A 20,630-nucleotide genomic window follows, 5' to 3' on the forward strand; every position below is an offset into this window, starting at 1 on the left:
CCGGCGGGTGCCAGGCGGCGGCCTGGTTGCGCGCACAGACAAAAAAACCGCCGAACCCGGTAGACGGGCAGGGCGGTTTTCATCGCGGGCGGCGACACGGCAGCTCCGCTACCGGCCCGTGGCGGGGAGCGCCTGGGTCGGAACGACGAAACGGTGTGGCAGCCGGATTCTGAACTCATTACGGGTCAATGTATCTGAAGCCCCCGTGTTTGGCAATCGGCGCCCGGCGTGGCCAGCGTGGCGCGCCTGCCACGCCGGCGCGGGCCTTGCCGGCACTCAGAGCGCGCGCACGAGCTCGAGCACTTCGTCGACGTGGTTGGGCACCTTGATGCCGCGCATGGCGTGGCGCAGCACGCCCTTGGCGTCGAGGATGAAGGTGCTGCGCTCGATGCCGCGCACCTCCTTGCCATAGAGTTTTTTCATCTTGATGACATCGAACAGCGTGCAGACCGCTTCGTCGCCGTCGGAGATCAGTTCGAAGGGCAGTTCCAGCTTGGCCTTGAAATTCTCGTGGGACTTGAGGCTGTCGCGGGAGATGCCGAACACTACGGCGCCCGCGGCGACGAAGTCCTCGTGCTGGTCGCGGAAGTTCATGGCCTCGGTGGTGCATCCGGGCGTGTTGTCCTTGGGATAGAAGTACAGCACCAGCGTCTTGCCGCGCTGTCCGGCGAGGCTGAAGGGGCCTCCGGTCGCGGGGGCGCTGAAATCCGGTACGGGCTTGTCGAGGCTGACGGTCATTGCTTGAGGCTCCTGGGGGAGAGGCAGGAAACGGGGGCTGCCACCACGGGGTTGTCCCCACTGGGCGGCCACTACGGCAAAGGCAGATTGGGGCGCCCGGCCAGACTTCAAGCGTGGCGGCCGCTCAACTTCCCGGGTGCGCCGGGCGGACCGGAGAGCGGCTTCAGGCCACCGGGTCCAGCATCAGGATGGCCGCCACGCGCCGGCCTTCGGCCATCAGGATATTGTAGGTGCGGCATGCTGCCTGAAGGTCCATCGCGTCCACGCCGATATGACGGTTCGCGAGCGCCGCGGTCAGCCTGGGGTGCGGGAAGCGCAGGCGGCCGCCGGTGCCCAGCAGCACCACTTCCGGCCCCAGTTCCAGCAAGGCCTCGAAATGGGCAGCCTGCAGGTCCTCGAAACGCTCCACCGGCCATGGCCGGATCTCGCCCTCCGGCATCACCAGCACGGACTCGGTGTGGCGGATCAGGTTGATTTCGATATAGCCCGGACCATAGGCGGTGACGGTATTGAGCGCTTGGGGCTGGTCGGCGTGGAGTTTCAAAGGGCACCTTCGAGGTGCCCGCCGGTGCGGGGCCGGCGCCGGGCCGCGGGCGGCCCGGCCGTGCAGCGCGGGGGCGGGCGGGTCACGGCGGCGGCACGGCATGCACTGCGCTGCAATGCAAGAATCCGCGCCGAAGTCTGTCATAATCCGATAAATTATAGCTTTTGCCTCCCTGTCTGCCACGTTCGCGTTGCATTGCAGCGGACGCGCCTCCCGATTTCCGTCCAGATTCCCGAATTGCCCGCTGCCGAGGAGACCGGCAGCCCAGCCCTCGCCGACACGCCGTGAAACCGATCCAGAAATCCCACAAACTCAACAACGTCTGTTACGACATCCGCGGGCCCGTGCTGGAGAAGGCCAAGCAGATGGAAGAAGAAGGGCACAAGATCATCAAGCTGAACATCGGCAACCTGGCCGTGTTCGGTTTCGACGCGCCGGAGGAGATCCAGCAGGACATGATGCGCAACCTGCCCAACTCGGCGGGCTATTCGGACTCCAAGGGCATCTTCGCCGCGCGCAAGGCGATCATGCACTACACGCAGGAAAAGAAGATCCAGGGTGTGGGCCTGGAAGACATCTACGTCGGCAACGGTGCATCCGAGCTGATCGTGATGTCGATGAACGCCCTGCTCAACAGCGGCGACGAGGTGCTGGTTCCGGCACCCGACTACCCGCTGTGGACGGCGGCGGTGAGCCTGTCCGGCGGTACGCCGGTGCACTATATCTGCGACGAGCAGAACGAGTGGATGCCCGACCTGGACGACATCCGCGCCAAGATCACGCCGAACACCAAGGCCATCGTCGTCATCAACCCCAACAATCCGACCGGCGCCCTCTATTCGGACGAGCTGCTGCTCGGCATCGTGGCGATCGCGCGCGAGCATGGCTTGATCATCTACGCCGACGAAATCTACGACAAGGTGCTGTACGACGGCCGTACCCACACCTCGATCGCCTCGCTGTCGACCGACGTGCTGACCGTCACTTTCAACGGCTTGTCGAAGAACTACCGCTCGTGCGGCTACCGCGCCGGCTGGATGGTGGTGTCGGGCGACAAGCGCCCGGCGCAGGACTATATCGAGGGGCTGAACATGCTTTCCTCGATGCGCCTGTGCGCCAACGTGCCGGCGCAATGGGCCATCCAGACCGCCCTCGGCGGCTACCAGAGCATCAACGACCTGGTGGCAGAGGGCGGCCGCCTGCGCCGCCAGCGCGATCTCGCCTACGAGCTGGTCACCGCCATCCCGGGCGTCAGCTGCGTCAAGCCCAAGGCAGCGCTCTACCTGTTCCCCAAGCTCGACCTGTCGATGTATCCGATTCAGGACGACCAGGAGTTCATCTACGAGCTGCTGCAGGAATCGAAGGTGCTGCTGGTGCAGGGATCGGGCTTCAACTGGGGCAAGCCCGACCACTTCCGCATCGTGTTCCTGCCGCACGAGGAGGACCTGCGCGAGGCCATCAGCCGTGTCGCGCGCTTCCTCGAGGCATACCGCAAACGCCACGGTGCCATCGCGGCCTGAGGCCCGGCGCGGCGCCGTTTCCCCCATTCGTCAACTGGAAGCAGATTGTTCATGAACCCCATCAAAGTAGGCCTGCTTGGCATCGGTACCGTCGGTAGCGGCACGTTCAACGTGCTGAAGCGCAACCAGGAGGAAATTCGCCGCCGCGCCGGGCGCGGCATCGAAATTGCAATGGTCGCCGACCTGAATACCGAACGTGCCCGCGAGCTGACCGGTGGGCAGGTGGAAGTGGTGGCCGACGCCAACGAGGTGGTGAACCGTCCCGACATCGACATCGTGGTCGAGCTGATCGGCGGCTACGGTGTGGCCAAGGAGCTGGTGCTCAAGGCCATCGCCAATGGCAAGCACGTGGTCACCGCCAACAAGGCGCTGCTGGCCGTGCATGGCAACGAGATCTTCGAGGCGGCGCGCAACAAGGGCGTGATCGTCGCCTTCGAGGCCGCGGTGGCCGGCGGCATCCCCATCATCAAGGCGCTGCGCGAGGGCCTGACCGCCAACCGCATCCAGTGGATCGCCGGCATCATCAACGGCACCACCAACTTCATCCTGTCGGAGATGCGCGACAAGGGCCTGGACTTCGACACGGTCCTTAAGGAGGCGCAGGCGCTGGGCTATGCCGAGGCCGACCCGACCTTCGACATCGAAGGCATCGATGCGGCGCACAAGGTCACGCTGATGAGCGCGATCGCCTTCGGTATGCCGGTGCAGTTCGACCGCGCGCATGTGGAAGGCATCACCAAGCTGTCGGCGGTGGATATCAAGTACGCCGAGGAGCTGGGCTACCGCATCAAGCTGCTGGGCATCACGCGCCGCCGCGAGGAAGGTGTCGAACTGCGCGTGCATCCGACCCTGGTGCCGGCCTCGCGCCTGATCGCCAACGTCGAGGGGGCGATGAATGCCGTGCTGGTGCAGGGCGACGCCGTTGGCGCCACGCTGTACTACGGCAAGGGCGCGGGCGCCGAGCCGACCGCTTCGGCCGTGATCGCCGACCTGGTCGACGTGACCCGCCTGCATACCGCCGACCCCGGCCACCGCGTGCCGCACCTGGCCTTCCAGCCCGACGAACTGTCGAGCGTGCCGGTGCTGCCGATCGAGGAGGTCACCAGTTCCTACTACCTGCGCATGCGCGTGTCCGACGAAACCGGCGTGCTGGCCGACATCACCCGCATCCTGGCCGACGCCGGCATCTCGATCGATGCCATGCTGCAGAAGGAATCGCGCGAGGGCGAGCCGCAGACCGACATCATCATGCTGAGCCACCTGGCGCGCGAGAAGCAGGTCAATGCCGCCATCGCCAAGATCGAGGCGCTGCCGACCGTGCTGTCGTCCGTCACGCGCCTGCGCATGGAAGAACTGAACTGAGCGAGTGCCCGGTCCCATGAAATACCTGTCGACGCGCGGCCACCAGGCGCCGCAATCGTTTTCCGAAATCCTGCTGGGCGGCCTCGCGCCGGACGGCGGCCTCTACCTGCCTGATCAGTACCCGCAGGTCAGCGCCGAGGAGCTCGAGTCCTGGCGCAAGCTTTCCTACGCCGACCTGGCGTTCGAGATCCTGTCCAAGTTCTGCGACGACATCCCGGCCGAGGACCTGCGCGCGCTGACGCGCAAGACCTATACCGCCGAGGTCTACTGCAATGCGCGTGCCGGCGACAATATCGCCGACATCACGCCGCTGCGCACGCTGGGCGAGGAAGGCGGCGCGCCGCTGCAGCTGCTGGGCCTGTCCAATGGTCCGACGCTGGCCTTCAAGGACATGGCCATGCAGTTGCTCGGCAACCTGTTCGAGTACGCGCTCGCGCGCGCCGGCCAGGAGCTGAACATCCTCGGCGCCACCTCGGGCGACACCGGCAGCGCGGCGGAATACGCGATGCGCGGCAAGCGCGGCATCCGCGTCTTCATGCTGAGCCCGCACCGCAAGATGAGCGCGTTTCAGACCGCGCAGATGTTCAGCCTGCAGGACCCGAACATCTTCAACCTGGCGGTGGAAGGGGTGTTCGACGACTGCCAGGACATCGTCAAGGCGGTCTCCAACGACCACGGCTTCAAGGCGCGCCAGAAGATCGGCACCGTCAACTCGATCAACTGGGCGCGCGTGGTGGCCCAGGTGGTCTATTACTTCAAGGGCTGGCTGCTGGCGACCAGCGGCCCTGGCCAGAAGGTCTCGTTCTGCGTGCCCTCCGGCAACTTCGGCAACGTCTGCGCCGGCCATATCGCGCGCATGATGGGCCTGCCCATCGACAAGCTGGTGGTGGCGACCAACGAGAACGATGTGCTCGACGAGTTCTTCCGCACCGGTGCCTACCGCGTGCGCAAGTCGTCCGAGACCTTCCATACCTCGAGCCCGAGCATGGATATCTCGAAGGCCTCGAACTTCGAGCGCTTCGTCTTCGACCTGCTCGGCCGCGATCCGGCCAAGCTGGCGGCGCTGTTCCGCGATGTCGACACCAAGGACGGCTTCGACCTGGCCGGCACGCCTGAATTCGGCCGTATCCGCGAGTTCGGCTTCGTCTCGGGGCGCAGTACCCACCAGGACCGGCTGGCGACCATCCGCGACCTGTCGGCGCGCTATGGCATCACCATCGATACCCATACGGCCGACGGCATCAAGGTGGCGCGCGAGCACCTGAGCGCCGGCGTGCCCATGGTCGTGCTGGAGACCGCGCTGCCGGCCAAGTTCTCGGAGACCATCCGCGAGGCGCTCGGCCACGAGCCCGAGCGTCCCGCCAGCTTCGAGGGCATCGAGGCGTTGCCGCAGCGCTTCGAAGTGGTGCCTGCCGACGCCGACCGCGTGAAGGCATTCATCGCCGGCCACACCGGCCTCTGACCTGAGAGGGGCGGCGCGGCCGCCCCTTGCCTCCGGCGCACCACTCCGGCCGCAGCTGGCCGCCGGCATGCCGCCGCGCCTGCGGCGCCGCCGCATGCCGCGCGGCCGTCGAATCGCTACAATCTGGCTGTCAGTCCCCGCCTCGCCGGGGTTTGCGGCGCTGCCGCCCAACCGACTCCAAGACGTCCCCCGATCGTCCTGCCCGCCCCATGCCCGAAGCTGCCGCCACGCCGCGCCCGCCCATGCTGACCCTTGCCCAAGCGCTCGCCACGCTGCTCGACGGCGCGCGCCCCATCACGCAGACCGAGCGTGTCGACACGCTGCTGGCCAACGCTCGGGTGCTGGCCAGCCCGGTGTCGAGCGCGCTCGACGTGCCGCCCGCGGACAATACCGCCATGGATGGCTATGCGCTGCGTGCCGCCGATGTGCCGGCCGCCGGCACGCGCCTGCGCGTGACCCAGCGCATCCCGGCCGGCCATGTCGGCACGGCGTTGGAGCCGGGTAGCGCCGCGCGCATCTTCACCGGCGGGTTGATCCCGCCCGGTGCCGACGCGGTGGTGATGCAGGAGCAATGTACGGCCGAGGGCGGGGACGTGGTGGTCAACCATGTGCCGCGCGCCGGCGAGTGGGTCCGGCGCGCCGGCGAGGACATCCGCGCCGGCAGCCGTATCCTGGCAGCCGGCACGCGCCTGACGCCGCAGGCGCTCGGGCTGGCGGCCTCGGTTGGCCAGGCCGCCCTCGACGTGGTGCGGCGCGTGCGCGTCGCCGTCTTCTTCACCGGCGACGAACTGGCGATGCCGGGCGAGCCGCTGCGGCCGGGCGCCATCTACAACTCCAACCGTTTCACGCTGCGCGGGCTGCTGGAGAACCTGGGCTGCGAGGTCAGCGACTTCGGCATCGTGCCCGACTCGCTGGCGGCCACGCGTGCGACCTTGCGGCGCGCGGCCGACGGCCATGACCTGATCATCACCTCGGGCGGCGTCTCGGTCGGCGACGAGGACCATATCCGCCCGGCGGTACAGGCGGAGGGGCGGCTCGACCTGTGGCAGATCGCCATCAAGCCGGGCAAGCCGCTGGCGTTCGGCCAGGTGGCGCGCGGCGAGGCGCCGCCGGCCTTCTTCCTGGGCCTGCCAGGCAACCCGGTGTCCAGCTTCGTCACCTTCCTGCTGTTCGTGCGGCCGTTCATCCTGCGCTTGCAGGGGGTGGCAGACGTCGCGCCGCGCCGGCTGCCGCTGCGCGCCGACTTCACGCTGGAGAAGGGTGACCGCCGCAACGAATTCCTGCGTGCCCGCCTCAACGCACAGGGCGGGCTCGAGCTGTTCCCGAACCAGAGTTCGGGCGTGCTGACGTCGACCGTCTGGGGCGATGGGCTGATCGACAATCCGCCGGGGCAGGCCATCCGCGCCGGCGACATCGTGCAGTTCATCCCCTTCGGCGAACTGTTGTACTGAGGCGCGAAGGAGGAGCGGCCATGAAGATCGAATTGCGCTACTTCGCCAGCGTGCGCGAGCAGCTCGGCCGTGCCGGGGAGCAGGCCGAGGTGCCGGTCGAGGTGGCCGACGTGGGCCAGCTGCGCCAATGGCTGCGCGCGCGCGGCGGGGTCTGGGAAGCGGCGCTGGGCGAGGGCAGGGCGCTGCGCATGGCGGTCGACCATGCGGTGGCGCGTGCCGATACACCTCTCGCGGACGGTTGCGAAGTGGCATTTTTTCCGCCGGTGACGGGCGGCTGAACGGAGCGCGGCGATGAGCGTGCGGGTACAACGCGAGGACTTCGATCTTGGCGCGGAAGTGACGGCGCTGCGGCGCGGCAATGCAGCGGTCGGCGCGGTGGCGAGTTTCATCGGCACGGTGCGCGACGCCAGCGGCGGCACCGCCGTCAGCGCGATGGAGCTGGAGCACTATCCCGGCATGACCGAGAAGGCGCTGGCTGCCATCGAGGAGGCCGCGCGCCAGCGCTGGCCCTTGCTCGGCGTCACCATCGTGCACCGGGTCGGGCCCCTGCAGCCGCAGGACCAGATCGTGCTGGTCGCCGTGGCATCGGCGCACCGCGGTGAGGCTTTCGCCGCTTGCGAGTTCATCATGGACTATCTCAAGTCCGAGGCGCCGTTCTGGAAGAAGGAGACCACGCCGGAGGGCGCACGCTGGGTCGATGCCCGCGTCACCGACGAGGCCGCGCTGCGGCGCTGGGGCGTGGCCTCGATCAACGCCAGCGGTGACGGCGTGGCGGGCGCCGGTAGCGACGCGGCTGCGGAGGCGCCCTGATGGGGCCGTTCGGCTTCGTCGCCGTCGGGGTCGGGGCCGCCCTGGGGGCCTGGCTGCGCTGGTTCTTCTCCGTGACGTGGAATGCGGCCAATCCTGCGCTGCCCTACGGAACCCTGGCCGCCAACCTGGTCGGCGGCTATCTCATCGGGCTGGCCGTCGGCTTCTTCGAGACACATGCCGGCCTGCCGCCGGAATGGCGCCTGTTCGCCATCACCGGCTTCCTCGGCGGGCTCACCACCTTCTCCACCTTTTCCAGTGAAGTGGTCGGCAACCTGATGGCAGGCGACTTCGGCTGGGCCTTGCTCCACCTTCTGGCCCATCTCGGCGGCTCCCTGCTGTTGACGGCCGCTGGCCTGTGGACTTACCGCCTGCTCTCCTGAGGTGCGGAAGTGGCTCGTGAGAATCGGACTCCCGCCCGATCCAGCAATGCCAGCAAAGCGGCATTGAAGGCCGCCGGACGCTCCAGGTGAGGGCTGTGGCCGGTGGCGGCGATGCTGCATTGCAGCGTGGCCGGGTTCAAGGTGCCGACTGCCGCCGCCATCGCCGGGCCATAGAGCCGGCTGCGCTCACCGTGCAATAGCAGCAGCGGCAGCCGCGCGTGGCGTAGCGCCTGGCGCAGGTCCTGCGCCGCCATGTCGCGCCACAGGGAAGACAGTGCAAGTGGATCGCAATGCTGTTGTCCGTGCGCCACCAGTTCGGCGGCAGCGGGCGAAGGGGCGCTGCCCGCCGCCCAAAGGTCTGCCGCCACCGCCGGCGCCAGTCCCGGCCAGTCTTGCCGCACCCGCACCGCCATCTGCTCCACCTGGTCCGCCGAATAGCCGCCGCGCAGGCCGTGCGGCCAGTCCGGCGCACTCAGCAGGCGCGGCGTCATGTCGATCGCGGCCACTGCTGCCAGCGGCACTTCCGGGTGGTCCTGCATCAGGCGCCAGGCCGTGGTCGCGCCCAGCGACCAGCCTACCACTACCACATCGTCCAGCCCAAGGTGCGCGATCAGCGCGGCAGCGTCGGCCGCCAGCCTGCCGATGTCCGCGCGAGCCGCGCCGGGCAGCGAGCGCGACAGCCCGTGGCCGGCATGGTCGGGAGCGATCACCCGCCAGCCGCGCCGGGCTAGCGCCGCCTGCCCGCTGAAGGCGGTGCCCGGTATCGACCATCCATGCAGGCAAAGCAGGGGACGTCCTGCCCCGGCTTCGCGCCAGCCCGGCAGCACGCCTTGCGCCGGGAACTCGGCGAAGGGGCTCATGACGGGCTGCGGCAGGGTTTCCGCGGCGGCCGGGCCGGTGCGCCGGGGCTGGGCCGATGTATCCAATGGCGATCGCTCCTGGTGTGCCGGGTCGTGTGCAGGATGGCAGTCCGGGCGTCGGTAAAGGCATCTATTGACATCCGGATTCCAAGCTTTATATCATGAAACATGAATCAGCTATCATGTTTTCGCCTGCGCGGATGTCCTGTCCGGGAGGGCGGCGGACGGCTCTGCTGGAGCGGTCCGGACACCAGGAAAAAACAGGGAGCGCGCCGCCGTGGCTGAGCCGGCGCGCCGCCACGATGGAGACCCGATGCCAGCAAGCGATACCCGGGCGGCGAGCCCCGCCAGTCCCAAGACGGCGCGCGGCCAGAAGACACGCGAGGCCTTGCTGCGGGCATCCGAGAAGGTTTTCGGCGGGAAGGGCTACTATGCGGCCTCGATCTCGGAGATCACCCAGGAGGCCGACGTGGCCATGGGTACCTTCTACCTGTACTTCAAGGACAAGGAGGATGTGTTCCGCGCGCTGGTGCAGCATATGCTGGAGTTGCTGCGTGCCCACCTGCGCAAGCACGTGGCGCCGGCCACCACGCAGATGGAAGCCGAGCGCCTCGGCCTCAAGGCCTTCCTCAGCTTCGTGTCGCGCCACAAGAACCTGTACCGTATCGTGCTGGATTCGTACTCCGTCGACGAAACCATCTATAGCGGCTACTTCCAGGTCTTCGCCGAACTTTACAGCCGCCGCCTGGCCAAGGCCGAAGAGCAGGGCGAGATCCTGCCGGGCGACGCCGAAGTGCGCGCCTGGTGCCTGATCGGCATCAGCAACTTCCTCGGCATGCGCTACGCGCTGTGGAAGCGGCCGGCGTCGATGGACAAGGTGGTGGACTCGGCCTTCGATCTGATCGAGCACGGGCTGGCTGTGCGCTAGGCGGCCGCCGGGAGCGCGCTGCGAAACGCGCAGGATCCACAAGCCGCAAGAACGCACAAGAACGCGCAACGAGACGCAACAAGACACAACGAAACGAGAGAGGAGACAACGATGCAGGGCAAGCAACTGAGCACGCTGGCGCTGGCCGCCTGCCTGCTGGCGGCAGGCGCGGTCCACGCCAAGGACATCAAGATCGCCCACGTCTACGACAAGACCGGGGCGCTCGAAGCCTATGCCAAGCAGACCCAGGTCGGGCTGATGATGGGGCTGGAGTACGCCACCAATGGCACCATGACCGTCAACGGCAACAAGCTGGTGGTGATCGAGAAGGACACCCAGGGCAAGCCAGACGTGGCCAAGGCCCAGCTGGCCGCGGCCTACAGCGACGACCGCGCCGACATCGCGGTCGGCCCGACCTCGTCGGGCACCGCGCTGGCGATGCTGCCGGTCGCGGAGGAGTACAAGAAGATCCTGCTGGTCGAGCCGGCGGTGGCCGACTCCATCACCGGCGAGAAGTGGAACCGCTACATCTTCCGCACCGGCCGCAACTCCTCGCAGGATGCCATCGCCAACGCCGTGGCGCTCGACAAGCCGGGCACGCAGATCGCCATGCTGGCGCAGGACTATGCCTTCGGGCGCGACGGCGTCAAGGCCTTCAAGGGCGCGCTGAAGAACGCCAAGATCGTGCACGAAGAGTACCTGCCGACCAATACCACCGACTTCACCGCAGGGGCGCAGCGGCTGTTCGATTCGCTCAAGGACAAGCCGGGACGCAAGGTCATCTTCATCATCTGGGCCGGCGCCGGCAACCCGTTCAAGATCGCCGATCTCGATCCCAAGCGCTACGGCATCGAGATCGCCAGCGGCGGCAACATCCTGCCGGCCATGACTGCCTACAAGAACCTGCCGGGCATGGAGGGCGCGACCTACTACTACTTCGGCATCCCGAAGAACAAGGTCAACGAGTGGCTGGTGTCCAACCACTACAGCAAGTACAAGACCCCGCCCGATTTCTTCACCGCCGGCGGCATGTCGGCCGGCATCGCGGTGGTCGAGGCGCTCAAGAAGACCGGCGGCGATACCAATACCGAGAAGCTGATCGGCGCCATGGAAGGCATGTCCTTCGACACGCCCAAGGGCAAGATGATCTTCCGCAAGGAAGACCACCAGGCGATGCAGTCGATGTACCACTTCAAGATCAAGGTCGATCCGGCCTTCGCCTGGGGCGTTCCCGAGCTGGTCCGTGAGATCAAGCCCGAGGAAATGAACGTACCGATCCGCAACAAGCGTTGACCACCGTGGGCGCCACTTCTTCCGCGGCCGCCGAGGCCGTCCAGCGCGCCGCCGGCGCGGGCGGCGCGCCCGCGCTGGAGACGCGCGGGCTCACCATCCGCTTCGGCGGGCACGTCGCCGTCAACGCGGTGTCCTGCGCCTTCCGCGCCGGCGAGCTGACCTGCATCGTCGGGCCCAACGGCGCCGGCAAGACCACCTACTTCAACCTGATCTCCGGCCAGCTTCCGGCCAGTGCGGGGCAGATCCTGCTCGGCGGCGAGGACGTGACGCGGTTGCCGGTGCCGGAAAAGACCCGGCGCGGCATCGGGCGTGCCTTCCAGCTCACCAGCCTGTTCCCCAACCTGACCGTGTTCGAGAACGTGCGGCTGGCGGTGCAGGCGCGTCTGCATCTCGGCCTCGACCTGTTCAGCGTATGGAGCCACCACCGCAAGGTGCGCGAGCAGGCGGAGGCCTGCCTGGAGCGCGTGGCGCTGGCCGACAAGCGGCACCAGCCGGTGGCAGCGCTGCCGCACGGCGACCAGCGCAAGCTGGAAGTGGGCATCCTGCTGGCATTGCAGCCGCGCGTGTTCATGTTCGATGAGCCGACCGCGGGCATGAGCGTGGACGAGGTGCCGGTGATCCTGGACCTGATCCACGAGATCAAGCAGGACCGCAGCAAGACCGTGCTGCTGGTGGAACACAAGATGGATGTGGTGCGTTCGCTGGCGGACCGCATCATCGTGCTGCACAACGGTACCTTGATGGCCGATGGCGATCCGGCCGAAGTGATCGCCTCGCCCATCGTGCAGCAGGCCTACCTGGGCGTGGCGCCGCCGGACGGAGCGGGCGCCGGCAACGCGGAGGCCAGCCATGGCTGACGATCCCATCCTGCGCCTGCGCGGCGTCCACACCCATATCGGGCCCTACCATATCCTGCATGGCGTCGACCTCGACGTGCCGCGCGGTGGCGTGACCATGCTGCTGGGCCGCAACGGCGCCGGCAAGACCACCACGCTGCGCACCATCATGGGCCTGTGGCGGGCTGGCCAGGGCAGCGTCCATTTCGACGGCCGCGACATCACGCGCCTGGCCACGCCGGCGATCGCCCAGGCCGGCATCGCCTACGTGCCGGAGAACATGAGCGTGTTCTCCGACCTGACGGTGGCGGAGAACATGCGCCTGGCCGCCCGCAGCGGCGCCATCGACGAGCAGCGCCTGGACTGGGTCTTCCGCATGTTCCCGGCGCTGAAGATCTTCTGGCACCAGCGCGCCGGCGTGCTGTCCGGCGGGCAGAAGCAGATGCTGTCGGTGGCGCGCGCCATCATCGAGCCGCGCCAGCTGCTGATCGTGGACGAGCCCACCAAGGGGCTGGCGCCTTCGATCATCCAGAACATGATCTCGGTGTTCTGCGAGCTGAAGCAGACCGCGGTCTCCATCCTGCTGGTCGAGCAGAATTTCCACATGGCCCGATCGGTGGGCGACACCGTGGCCGTGATGGACGACGGCCGGGTGGTGCATGCCGGCACCATGGCCGACCTGGCCGGCGACGAGGCACTGCAGCAGCGCCTGCTCGGCCTCTCGCTGGCCGCGCACCAGTGAAAGCGCGGCGCGCGCCGGTGGCGCCGCCGCCCACCATTCCATCGTGTCAGGATCCGCAGACATGACGACTTCAAGCACCCTGCCCGAGGCACCGGGCGTTCCCTCCGCGCCGGCCGACCTGCCCAAGGTCCGGCTCGACTGGACCCCGCTGGCGCTGGCTCCCTTGCTGATGCTGCTGGCCTACCCGCTGGTGGGCAGCGGCTCGACCTGGCTGACGCTGACCGTGGCGGGGCTGGCCATGGGCATGATCATCTTCGTGGTGTCGTCCGGCCTGACCCTGGTGTTCGGGCTGATGGACGTGCTCAATTTCGGCCACGGCGCCTTCATCGCGCTGGGTGCCTACGTCGCGGCTTCGGTGCTTCTGCCGCTGGCGCCGTGGGTCGAGGCCGACAACCTGGCCCTCAACCTGGGCGCGTTCGCACTGGCGATCGGCGCGGCCATGCTGGCATCCGGCGCGGTCGGCCTGTTCTTCGAGCGCGTGGTGGTGCGGCCCGTCTATGGCCAGCACCTGAAGCAGATCCTGATCACCATGGGCGGCATGATCGTGGCCGAGCAATTGATCAAGGCGATCTGGGGGCCCGAGACGATCGCGCTGCAATTGCCGGCCGGCCTGCGCGGCGCCGTGCTGCTGGGCGATGCGGCGATCGAGAAGTACCGCCTGCTTGCCGTGGTGCTCGGCCTGGTCATCTTCATCGCCATGCTGCTGCTGCTCAACCGCACCCGCATCGGCCTGCTGATCCGCGCAGGCGTGGAGAACCGCGAGATGGTGGAGTCGCTGGGCTACCGCATCCGCCGCCTCTTCATCGGCGTGTTCGTCGCCGGTGCAGCGCTGGCGGGCCTGGGCGGGGTGCTGTGGGGGCTGTACCAGCAGAACATCACGGCGTCCATCGGTGCCCAGGTCAACGTGCTGATCTTCATCGTCATCATCATCGGCGGCCTCGGCTCGACCACCGGCTGCTTCGTCGGCGCACTGCTGGTGGGGCTGATGGCCAACTACACCGGCTTCCTCTTTCCCAAGGTGGCGCTGTTTTCCAACATCCTGCTGATGATGCTGGTCCTGCTGTGGCGTCCGCAGGGCCTGTATCCGGTGGCCAAGCGCTGAGCCAGGGAGATCCTCGACCATGACCCGACTGCTTTCCGGCGACCTGCCACGCAGCCGCGCGCTGTCCGTGCTGCTGCTCCTGCTGCTGCTGGCGCTCGCCTGCGCACCCTTCCTCTTCCCGGGCGCGCGCGCCCTCAACATGGCGGCCAAGATCTGCATCTTCGTGGTGCTGGTGGCCAGCTACGACCTGCTGCTCGGCTATACCGGCATCGTGTCCTTCGCCCACACCATGTTCTTCGGCATCGGCGGCTACGGCGTGGCCATCGCCATGTCGCGCATGGAGCCCGGCTGGGCCGCGCTGGCCGCCGGCACGCTCGGCGCGCTGCTGGTGGCGGCCCTGCTGGCGCTGGTGATCGGGCTGTTCTCGCTACGCGTGCGTGCCATCTTCTTCGCCATGATCACGCTGGCGGTGGCGACCGCCTTCGCCACGCTGGTGTCGCAACTGTCCGACTGGACCGGGGGCGAGGACGGCATCAGCTTCAAGGTGCCGGAGGTGTTCACGCCGGGCTTCTCGCTGGGCGACACGGAGTGGTTCGGCGTGCCGCTCAACGGCAAGCTCTTCACCTACTACTTCATTTTCTGCGCGGCGCTGGCGCTGTTCCTGCTGCTGCTGCGCATCGTCAACTCGCCGTTCGGCCGCGTGCTGCAGGCGATCCGCGAGAACGACTTCCGTGCCGAGGCGATCGGCTACCGCACCGTGGTGTTCCGCACGGTGTCGACCGTGCTGTCGGCCGTCTTCGCCGCGCTGGCGGGTGTGCTGATGGCGCTCTGGCTGCGCTACAACGGCCCGGATACCTCGCTGTCCTTCGAGATCATGGTCGACATCCTGCTGATCGTGGTGATCGGCGGCATGGGCACGCTGTACGGCGCGGTGGTGGGCACGGCGCTGTTCCTGGTGGCGCAGACCTACCTGCAGGACGTGATGAAGCTGGCCAGCGACGCCACGGCGGCGGTGCCGCTGCTGTCCGGCCTGCTGCATCCGGACCGCTGGCTGCTCTGGCTTGGCCTGCTGTTCATCCTGAGCGTGTACTATTTCCCGCAAGGCATCGTCGGGCGGCTGCGCGGCGAGGGAGCCGGAAGGGACGTCGCCACCTGAAGACCCGGGAGTGGCGTCCATCGACACATGGAGACCCCGGGCAATGTACGTGATCGACTGGCTGCACAAGAACGCCCAGCATCATCCGGACAAAGTGGCGCTGGTGGACGTGGAGAGCGGCCGCAGCGTGACGTATCGCCAGTTCGACGAACGCGCGAGCCGCTTCGCCGAATACCTGACCGACGGCCTGCGGCTGGCACCCGGGGCACGGGTGGCCGTGCTGGCGCACAACAGCAGCGACTATTTCGAGATGCTGTATGGCTGCGCCAAGGCGGGCATGATCCTGGTCTGCCTGAACTGGCGCGCACCGGCGGCCGAGCTGCTGCCGATCCTGCGCGATTGCGCGCCGGATCTGCTGGTGGCCGGCGACGGCATGCTCGGCGTGGCCGCGCAACTGGCCCGTGAGATCCCGCTGCGCGCCGTGCTCCACCTGGCCGACGACGAGGCGGCCGACGTGCCGGGTGGCTGGACCGAGTACGAGGCGGCCCTGGCCTCGGCCTCCGGGCGCATCGTCGAGATGCCTTGCCGCGACGAGCACGAGGTCTGGCACCTGCTCTATACCTCCGGCACCACCGGCCGCCCCAAGGGGGTCAAGCAGACCTACGGCATGGTGTACTTCAACGCCGTCAACGCCATGCTGGCCAACAAGATCACGCGCGACGACGTGTTCCTGAACGTGCTGCCTTTCTTCCATACCGGCGGGCTGAACCTGTACGCCAACCCTGTGCTGCACGCCGGTGGCACGGTGCACATCATGCGCCAGTTCGACGCCGCGGCCACGCTGGACCGCCTCGATGCCCGCCACGGCGCCGGCATCACCATGTTCTTCGCGGTGCCGTCGGTCTACCTGTTCCTCAGCCAGCATCCCGGCTTCGCCGCGGCCGACCTGTCCGGCCTGCGCAGCGCGGCGGCGGGCGGTTCGCCGGTGCCGCAGCCGCTGCTGGAGGCCTATCTGGCCAAGGGCGTGACGATCTGCTTCGGCTTCGGCATGACCGAGACCGGCCCCACGGTGTTCGTCTGCGAGGAGCAGACCGCGCGGCGCAAGATCGGCACCATTGGCAAACCGGTCGGCTCCATGCTGACGCGCGTGGTCGACGCCGACGGCCGCGACGTGCGTCCGGGCGAGCGTGGCGAACTGCTGATCAAGGGGCCGGGCGTCACGCCCGGCTACTGGAACCTGCCGGAAGCCACGGCGGCGGCCATCCGCGACGGCTGGCTGCATTCGGGGGACATCGCCTACATGGATGACGAGGGCGACTACTACATCGTCGACCGTGCCAAGGACATGTTCATCTCCGGCGGCGAGAACGTCTATCCGGCGGAAGTCGAGAACGTGCTGTTCCAGCTGCCGCAGGTGGCCGAAGCCGCCGTGATCGGCACCGCCGACGCCCGCTGGGGCGAGGTCGGCCTGGCGCTGGTGGTGCGCAAGCCAGGCGCCTCGCTGGACGAGCCGGCGGTGCTCGCGCATTGCCGCGCGCGGCTGGCAGCGTTCAAGGTTCCACGCCATGTGCGCTTCGTCGACGCACTGCCGCGCACGCCCTCGGGCAAGGTCGAGAAGCACAAGCTGCGCGGCCTGTACCCATCCTGAACCGATCCCCGGGGCGCCGCGCCTTCCGTCGCCCCCACCGGAACCCGACCATGAACGCATCCCGTCCGCGCGTGCTGGCGCAAGAGGACTTCGACCGCTTTGCCGTATTGTCGCGCGACGACAATCCCATCCACTGCGACCCGGCCTTCGCGCGCGCAACGCATTTCGGTGCCACGGTTGCGCACGGGATGCTGCTGTTCTCCCTGCTGTGCGCGCAGATACGGCGCAGCATACCGCGTCCTGTGCTGCCGATCGCGCAGACGCTGATGTTTCCGCGCCCGACCTTCGTCGGCGATGGTGTGACAGCCGCGCTGGTGCTGCAGGATGCGCCCGGCCCGGGGCGCATCGCGCTCGACACATCGATCCGTTGCGTGCAGCGCGGCCGCGAGCGCATCACGAATGCCGAGGACCAGGTCACGGCGCACGGCGCGGCAATGCTGCTGGCCGATGCCACCGCCGACCTGCTGGCGATGATGCGGCCGGCGCCACTCGACCAGGATGGCATGGCGCGCGTGCCGGCGGTCGACGCCTCGCTCTATCATCTATCGATCGGGCAGGAGGCGTCTGCCGCACGTACCTTCGGTGTCGACGATACCGACGAGTACGTGTCGCTGACCGACGACAGCAATCCCTTCTACACCGATCCGGTATTCGCCCGCAGCCGCGGCTTCGATGGCGCCATCGTGCCGCTGCCATTGCTGGCCGGCATGTTCTCCGACCTGCTCGGGACCCGCCTGCCCGGCCGGGGCACCGGTTGGATGAAGCAGTCGCTGCGGCTGTGCTCGGCCGCGCGCCTGGGCGAGCCGCTGACCGCTTCGGTGCGGGTTACGCGGCTGCGCGCCGACAAGGAGCTGGTCAATCTGGCCACGGTGGTGTCGGGCGGCGACGGGCGTGTGGTGCTGCAGGGCGAGGCCCTGGTGCTGGTGCGCAACCTGGAAAACAAGGGCGCGCGCGGAGCAGTCTGAAGCACTCCATCATGTGCTTTTTGATGCGCATCAGAAGTCATGCACGGCAGCCTTGAAATGTCTCGCGCAAGCCCTATCTTCCCGTTAGACATTGGCTGTCCGACATGGGGAAACGGGCGCGGGAAGCGCTCCACGATGGTTGCCTGGCGTGGCAAGCGCCGGCATCGGGACCATCGCCTCCTCCTCATCAGGACACACACCGAGAGAGGGATTCCACATGCGTTTGGACAAACTGACGACCCGGTTCCAGGAAGCGCTGGCTGATGCACAGAGCCTGGCGATCGGACACGACAATCAATACATCGAGCCGCAGCACGTGCTGCGCGCGCTGCTGACGCAGCAGGACGGCGGGGCGCGCAGCCTGCTGGCCCGCGCCGGCGTCAACGTGAACGGCCTGCAGCCGGCTCTGGATGCTGCCATCAAGCGTTTGCCGCAGGTGCAGGGCAGCAGCGAGGTGCAGGTCGGGCGCGACCTGGGCGCGCTGCTCAATGCCACCGAGAAGGAAGCGATCAAGCGCGGCGACCAGTTCATCGCCAGCGAATTGTTCCTGCTGGCCCTGTCCGACGACAAGGGGGAGGCGGGCCGCATCGCGCGCGAGAACGGCCTCAGCCGCAAGTCGCTGGAGGCAGCCATCCAGGCCGTGCGGGGCGGTGACAACGTCAACAGTGCCGATGCCGAGACCCAGCGCGAGGCGCTCAAGAAGTACACCATCGACCTGACTGAGCGCGCGCGCCTCGGCAAGCTCGATCCCGTGATCGGCCGTGACGACGAGATCCGCCGCGCCATCCAGATCCTGCAGCGCCGCACCAAGAACAACCCGGTGCTGATCGGCGAGCCGGGCGTGGGCAAGACCGCCATCGTAGAGGGCCTGGCCCAGCGCATCGTCAATGGCGAGGTGCCCGAGAGCCTGAAGAACAAGCGCGTGCTGGTGCTCGACATGGCCGGCCTGCTGGCTGGCGCCAAGTACCGCGGCGAGTTCGAGGAGCGCCTGAAGGCGGTGCTCAACGACGTGGCCAAGGACGAAGGACAGACCATCGTCTTCATCGACGAGATCCACACCATGGTGGGCGCCGGCAAGGCCGAGGGCGCGATCGATGCGGGCAATATGCTCAAGCCCGCGCTGGCGCGCGGCGAGCTGCACTGCATCGGTGCCACCACGCTCGACGAGTACCGCAAGTACATCGAGAAGGATGCCGCGCTCGAGCGCCGTTTCCAGAAGGTGCTGGTGGACGAGCCCACGGTGGAAGCCACCATCGCCATCCTGCGCGGGTTGCAGGAGAAGTACGAGCTGCACCACGGCGTCGAGATCACCGACCCGGCCATCGTCGCAGCGGCGGAGCTGTCGCACCGCTATATCACCGACCGCTTCCTGCCGGACAAGGCCATTGACCTGATCGACGAGGCGGCGGCGCGCATCAAGATGGAGATCGACTCCAAGCCGGAGGCGATGGACAAGCTCGACCGCCGGCTGATCCAGCTGAAGATCGAGCGCGAGGCGGTCAAGAAGGAGACCGACGAGGCTTCGCAGAAGCGCCTGGAACTGATCGAGCAGGAGATCGAGCGCCTGCAGAAGGAGTATGCGGACCTCGATGAGATCTGGAAGGCCGAGAAGGGCGCAGCCCAAGGGGCCGCCGCGCTGAAGGAAGAGATCGACAAGATCAAGCTCGAGATCGCCAAGCTGCAGCGGGAAGGCAAGCTCGACAAGGTGGCGGAGCTGCAATATGGCAGGCTGCCCGAATTGGAAGGCAAGCTGAAGGCGGCGACGGCGGCCGAGGCCAGCGAGCAGAAGCAGCCCAACAAGCTGCTGCGCACGCAGGTGGGCGCCGAGGAGATCGCCGAGGTGGTGAGCCGTGCGACCGGCATCCCGGTGTCGAAGATGATGCAGGGCGAGCGCGAGAAACTGCTCAAGATGGAGGACAGGCTGCACCAGCGCGTGGTTGGGCAGGACGAGGCCGTGCGGCTGGTGTCCGACGCCATCCGCCGTTCGCGCGCCGGCATCTCGGACGAGAACAAGCCCTACGGTTCCTTCCTGTTCCTGGGGCCGACCGGCGTGGGCAAGACCGAGCTGTGCAAAGCGCTGGCCGAGTTCCTGTTCGACTCCGAGGAGCACCTGATCCGCATCGACATGAGCGAGTTCATGGAGAAGCACAGCGTGAGCCGCCTGATCGGTGCGCCTCCGGGCTATGTCGGCTATGAGGAAGGCGGCTACCTGACCGAGGCGGTGCGCCGCAAGCCTTACAGCGTGGTACTGCTGGATGAAGTCGAGAAGGCCCACCCGGACGTTTTCAACGTGCTGCTGCAGGTGCTCGACGACGGCCGCCTGACCGATGGCCAGGGCCGCACGGTGGACTTCAAGAACACCGTGATCGTAATGACGTCGAACCTGGGTTCGCAGTTGATCCAGTCGATGGCTGGCGAGCCGCAGGAGGCGGTGAAGGGCGCGGTATGGCAGGAAGTGCGCACACATTTCCGCCCCGAGTTCCTCAACCGCATCGATGAAGTGGTGGTGTTCCACGCGCTCGACCAGCGCAATATCGAGTCGATCGCGCGCATCCAGCTGCAACGCCTGCAGGCTCGCCTGGCCCGCATGGACATGACGCTGGAGGTCACCGACGAGGCGCTGCGCAAGATCGCCACGGCGGGCTACGATCCGGTGTTCGGGGCGCGGCCGCTCAAGCGGGCGATCCAGCAGCAGATCGAGAACCCGGTCGCGCGTGCCATCCTCGAGGGCAGGTTCGCCGCCAAGGATGTGGTACCGGTGGACTACCGCGACGGCGAGTTCACCTTCGGCCGCAACGTCCACTGAGCGGCATCGGCCGCTCGCCGGGCGGCCGATGCGCTGCCATGAAGACCGCCCCATCCGGGGCGGTTTTTGTTTGCGACGCGGTGAAATGAGAGGGTGGATGGGGACCATGCCCCGAGCACTGGGTCAAGCGCGGTCACGTTCACCGCA

At 67.6% G+C, this 20,630-nt stretch carries 19 protein-coding genes; 16 read left to right on the forward strand and 3 right to left on the reverse strand.

Going from position 1 to position 20,630, the window contains the following annotated elements; genetic code table 11:
- Positions 1–276: 276 nt before the first annotated feature.
- On the reverse strand, positions 277–738 hold the full coding sequence (locus BKK79_RS18685) for a peroxiredoxin (protein ID WP_071038216.1): 462 nt from the start codon (positions 736–738) through the stop codon (positions 277–279).
- Positions 739–901: 163 nt separating this feature from the next.
- A complete protein-coding gene (locus tag BKK79_RS18690; protein WP_071038217.1) occupies positions 902–1,282 on the reverse strand; it encodes an Mth938-like domain-containing protein in 381 nt (126 codons plus the stop codon).
- A 284-nt stretch (positions 1,283–1,566) separates the two neighbouring features.
- Here BKK79_RS18690 and BKK79_RS18695 point away from each other — a divergent pair, with 284 nt between their 5' ends.
- The 7 genes from BKK79_RS18695 (at position 1,567) to crcB (ending at position 8,267) form a co-directional block, all read left to right on the forward strand.
- The gene (locus BKK79_RS18695) at positions 1,567–2,802 is read left to right on the forward strand and encodes a pyridoxal phosphate-dependent aminotransferase (RefSeq protein ID WP_071013730.1); all 1,236 of its coding nucleotides are present in this window, start codon (positions 1,567–1,569) and stop codon (positions 2,800–2,802) included.
- A 51-nt stretch (positions 2,803–2,853) separates the two neighbouring features.
- Positions 2,854–4,164, forward strand: a complete 1,311-nt coding sequence (locus tag BKK79_RS18700; protein WP_071013728.1) for a homoserine dehydrogenase — start codon at positions 2,854–2,856, stop codon at positions 4,162–4,164.
- Between the two features lie 16 nt (positions 4,165–4,180).
- A complete protein-coding gene (gene thrC, locus BKK79_RS18705; protein WP_071038218.1) occupies positions 4,181–5,626 on the forward strand; it encodes a threonine synthase in 1,446 nt (481 codons plus the stop codon).
- Between the two features lie 242 nt (positions 5,627–5,868).
- On the forward strand, positions 5,869–7,077 hold the full coding sequence (locus tag BKK79_RS18710; RefSeq protein ID WP_197523926.1) for a molybdopterin molybdotransferase MoeA: 1,209 nt from the start codon (positions 5,869–5,871) through the stop codon (positions 7,075–7,077).
- A 20-nt stretch (positions 7,078–7,097) separates the two neighbouring features.
- Positions 7,098–7,355 (forward strand): molybdopterin converting factor subunit 1, encoded by a 258-nt coding sequence (gene moaD / locus BKK79_RS18715; protein WP_071013720.1) that lies wholly within the window; start codon positions 7,098–7,100, stop codon positions 7,353–7,355.
- Between the two features lie 13 nt (positions 7,356–7,368).
- Complete coding sequence (gene moaE / locus BKK79_RS18720; RefSeq protein ID WP_071038219.1) at positions 7,369–7,887, forward strand: molybdopterin synthase catalytic subunit MoaE; 519 nt, start codon at positions 7,369–7,371, stop codon at positions 7,885–7,887.
- Complete coding sequence (crcB, locus tag BKK79_RS18725) at positions 7,887–8,267, forward strand: fluoride efflux transporter CrcB (RefSeq protein ID WP_071013715.1); 381 nt, start codon at positions 7,887–7,889, stop codon at positions 8,265–8,267. Before moaE ends, crcB begins: the two co-directional genes overlap by 1 nt.
- Here the strand turns inward: crcB and BKK79_RS18730 are convergent.
- Positions 8,249–9,193: an alpha/beta fold hydrolase gene (locus BKK79_RS18730; protein ID WP_232346233.1), complete on the reverse strand. Its 945-nt coding sequence runs from the start codon at positions 9,191–9,193 to the stop codon at positions 8,249–8,251. The two genes, crcB and BKK79_RS18730, sit on opposite strands and share 19 nt — an antisense overlap.
- A gap of 247 nt (positions 9,194–9,440) precedes the next feature.
- Between BKK79_RS18730 and BKK79_RS18735 the strand changes: the two genes are divergently transcribed.
- From BKK79_RS18735 to clpB, 9 genes are all read left to right on the forward strand, one after another.
- The gene (locus BKK79_RS18735; RefSeq protein WP_071013712.1) at positions 9,441–10,055 is read left to right on the forward strand and encodes a TetR/AcrR family transcriptional regulator; all 615 of its coding nucleotides are present in this window, start codon (positions 9,441–9,443) and stop codon (positions 10,053–10,055) included.
- Positions 10,056–10,166: 111 nt separating this feature from the next.
- On the forward strand, positions 10,167–11,348 hold the full coding sequence (locus tag BKK79_RS18740) for a substrate-binding domain-containing protein (RefSeq protein WP_071038220.1): 1,182 nt from the start codon (positions 10,167–10,169) through the stop codon (positions 11,346–11,348).
- A gap of 74 nt (positions 11,349–11,422) precedes the next feature.
- Positions 11,423–12,205, forward strand: coding sequence for an ABC transporter ATP-binding protein (locus BKK79_RS18745; protein WP_071016454.1), 783 nt, complete (start codon positions 11,423–11,425; stop codon positions 12,203–12,205).
- The gene (locus BKK79_RS18750) at positions 12,198–12,926 is read left to right on the forward strand and encodes an ABC transporter ATP-binding protein (protein WP_071013707.1); all 729 of its coding nucleotides are present in this window, start codon (positions 12,198–12,200) and stop codon (positions 12,924–12,926) included. The genes BKK79_RS18745 and BKK79_RS18750 overlap by 8 nt, the downstream gene beginning before the upstream one ends.
- Before the next feature lie 61 nt (positions 12,927–12,987).
- The gene (locus tag BKK79_RS18755; protein ID WP_071013704.1) at positions 12,988–14,028 is read left to right on the forward strand and encodes a branched-chain amino acid ABC transporter permease; all 1,041 of its coding nucleotides are present in this window, start codon (positions 12,988–12,990) and stop codon (positions 14,026–14,028) included.
- Between the two features lie 19 nt (positions 14,029–14,047).
- Positions 14,048–15,124: a branched-chain amino acid ABC transporter permease gene (locus BKK79_RS18760; protein ID WP_071013702.1), complete on the forward strand. Its 1,077-nt coding sequence runs from the start codon at positions 14,048–14,050 to the stop codon at positions 15,122–15,124.
- Between the two features lie 43 nt (positions 15,125–15,167).
- On the forward strand, positions 15,168–16,712 hold the full coding sequence (locus BKK79_RS18765; protein ID WP_071038221.1) for an acyl-CoA synthetase: 1,545 nt from the start codon (positions 15,168–15,170) through the stop codon (positions 16,710–16,712).
- 50 nt (positions 16,713–16,762) lie between these two features.
- Positions 16,763–17,677: a MaoC/PaaZ C-terminal domain-containing protein gene (locus BKK79_RS18770; protein ID WP_071038222.1), complete on the forward strand. Its 915-nt coding sequence runs from the start codon at positions 16,763–16,765 to the stop codon at positions 17,675–17,677.
- Positions 17,678–17,894: 217 nt separating this feature from the next.
- Entirely contained in the window at positions 17,895–20,483 is a 2,589-nt protein-coding gene (gene clpB / locus BKK79_RS18775) for an ATP-dependent chaperone ClpB (protein WP_071038223.1), read from the forward strand.
- Positions 20,484–20,630: the final 147 nt, after the last annotated feature.

The sequence above is a fragment of the Cupriavidus sp. USMAA2-4 genome, from assembly GCF_001854305.1.
Classification (GTDB): domain Bacteria; phylum Pseudomonadota; class Gammaproteobacteria; order Burkholderiales; family Burkholderiaceae; genus Cupriavidus; species Cupriavidus malaysiensis.

Bases quoted from the DNA above. Each gene is read 5' to 3' on its own strand.
- clpB (WP_071038223.1), top strand. From the start codon at position 17,895: ATGCGTTTGGACAAACTGACGACCCGGTTCCAGGAAGCGCTGGCTGAT.
- BKK79_RS18685 (WP_071038216.1), bottom strand. From the start codon at position 738: ATGACCGTCAGCCTCGACAAGCCCGTACCGGATTTCAGCGCCCCCGCG.
- BKK79_RS18770 (WP_071038222.1), top strand. From the start codon at position 16,763: ATGAACGCATCCCGTCCGCGCGTGCTGGCGCAAGAGGACTTCGACCGC.
- BKK79_RS18740 (WP_071038220.1), top strand. From the start codon at position 10,167: ATGCAGGGCAAGCAACTGAGCACGCTGGCGCTGGCCGCCTGCCTGCTG.
- BKK79_RS18765 (WP_071038221.1), top strand. From the start codon at position 15,168: ATGTACGTGATCGACTGGCTGCACAAGAACGCCCAGCATCATCCGGAC.
- moaD (WP_071013720.1), top strand. From the start codon at position 7,098: ATGAAGATCGAATTGCGCTACTTCGCCAGCGTGCGCGAGCAGCTCGGC.
- thrC (WP_071038218.1), top strand. From the start codon at position 4,181: ATGAAATACCTGTCGACGCGCGGCCACCAGGCGCCGCAATCGTTTTCC.
- crcB (WP_071013715.1), top strand. From the start codon at position 7,887: ATGGGGCCGTTCGGCTTCGTCGCCGTCGGGGTCGGGGCCGCCCTGGGG.
- moaE (WP_071038219.1), top strand. From the start codon at position 7,369: ATGAGCGTGCGGGTACAACGCGAGGACTTCGATCTTGGCGCGGAAGTG.
- BKK79_RS18760 (WP_071013702.1), top strand. From the start codon at position 14,048: ATGACCCGACTGCTTTCCGGCGACCTGCCACGCAGCCGCGCGCTGTCC.
- BKK79_RS18750 (WP_071013707.1), top strand. From the start codon at position 12,198: ATGGCTGACGATCCCATCCTGCGCCTGCGCGGCGTCCACACCCATATC.
- BKK79_RS18735 (WP_071013712.1), top strand. From the start codon at position 9,441: ATGCCAGCAAGCGATACCCGGGCGGCGAGCCCCGCCAGTCCCAAGACG.
- BKK79_RS18710 (WP_197523926.1), top strand. From the start codon at position 5,869: ATGCTGACCCTTGCCCAAGCGCTCGCCACGCTGCTCGACGGCGCGCGC.
- BKK79_RS18755 (WP_071013704.1), top strand. From the start codon at position 12,988: ATGACGACTTCAAGCACCCTGCCCGAGGCACCGGGCGTTCCCTCCGCG.
- BKK79_RS18700 (WP_071013728.1), top strand. From the start codon at position 2,854: ATGAACCCCATCAAAGTAGGCCTGCTTGGCATCGGTACCGTCGGTAGC.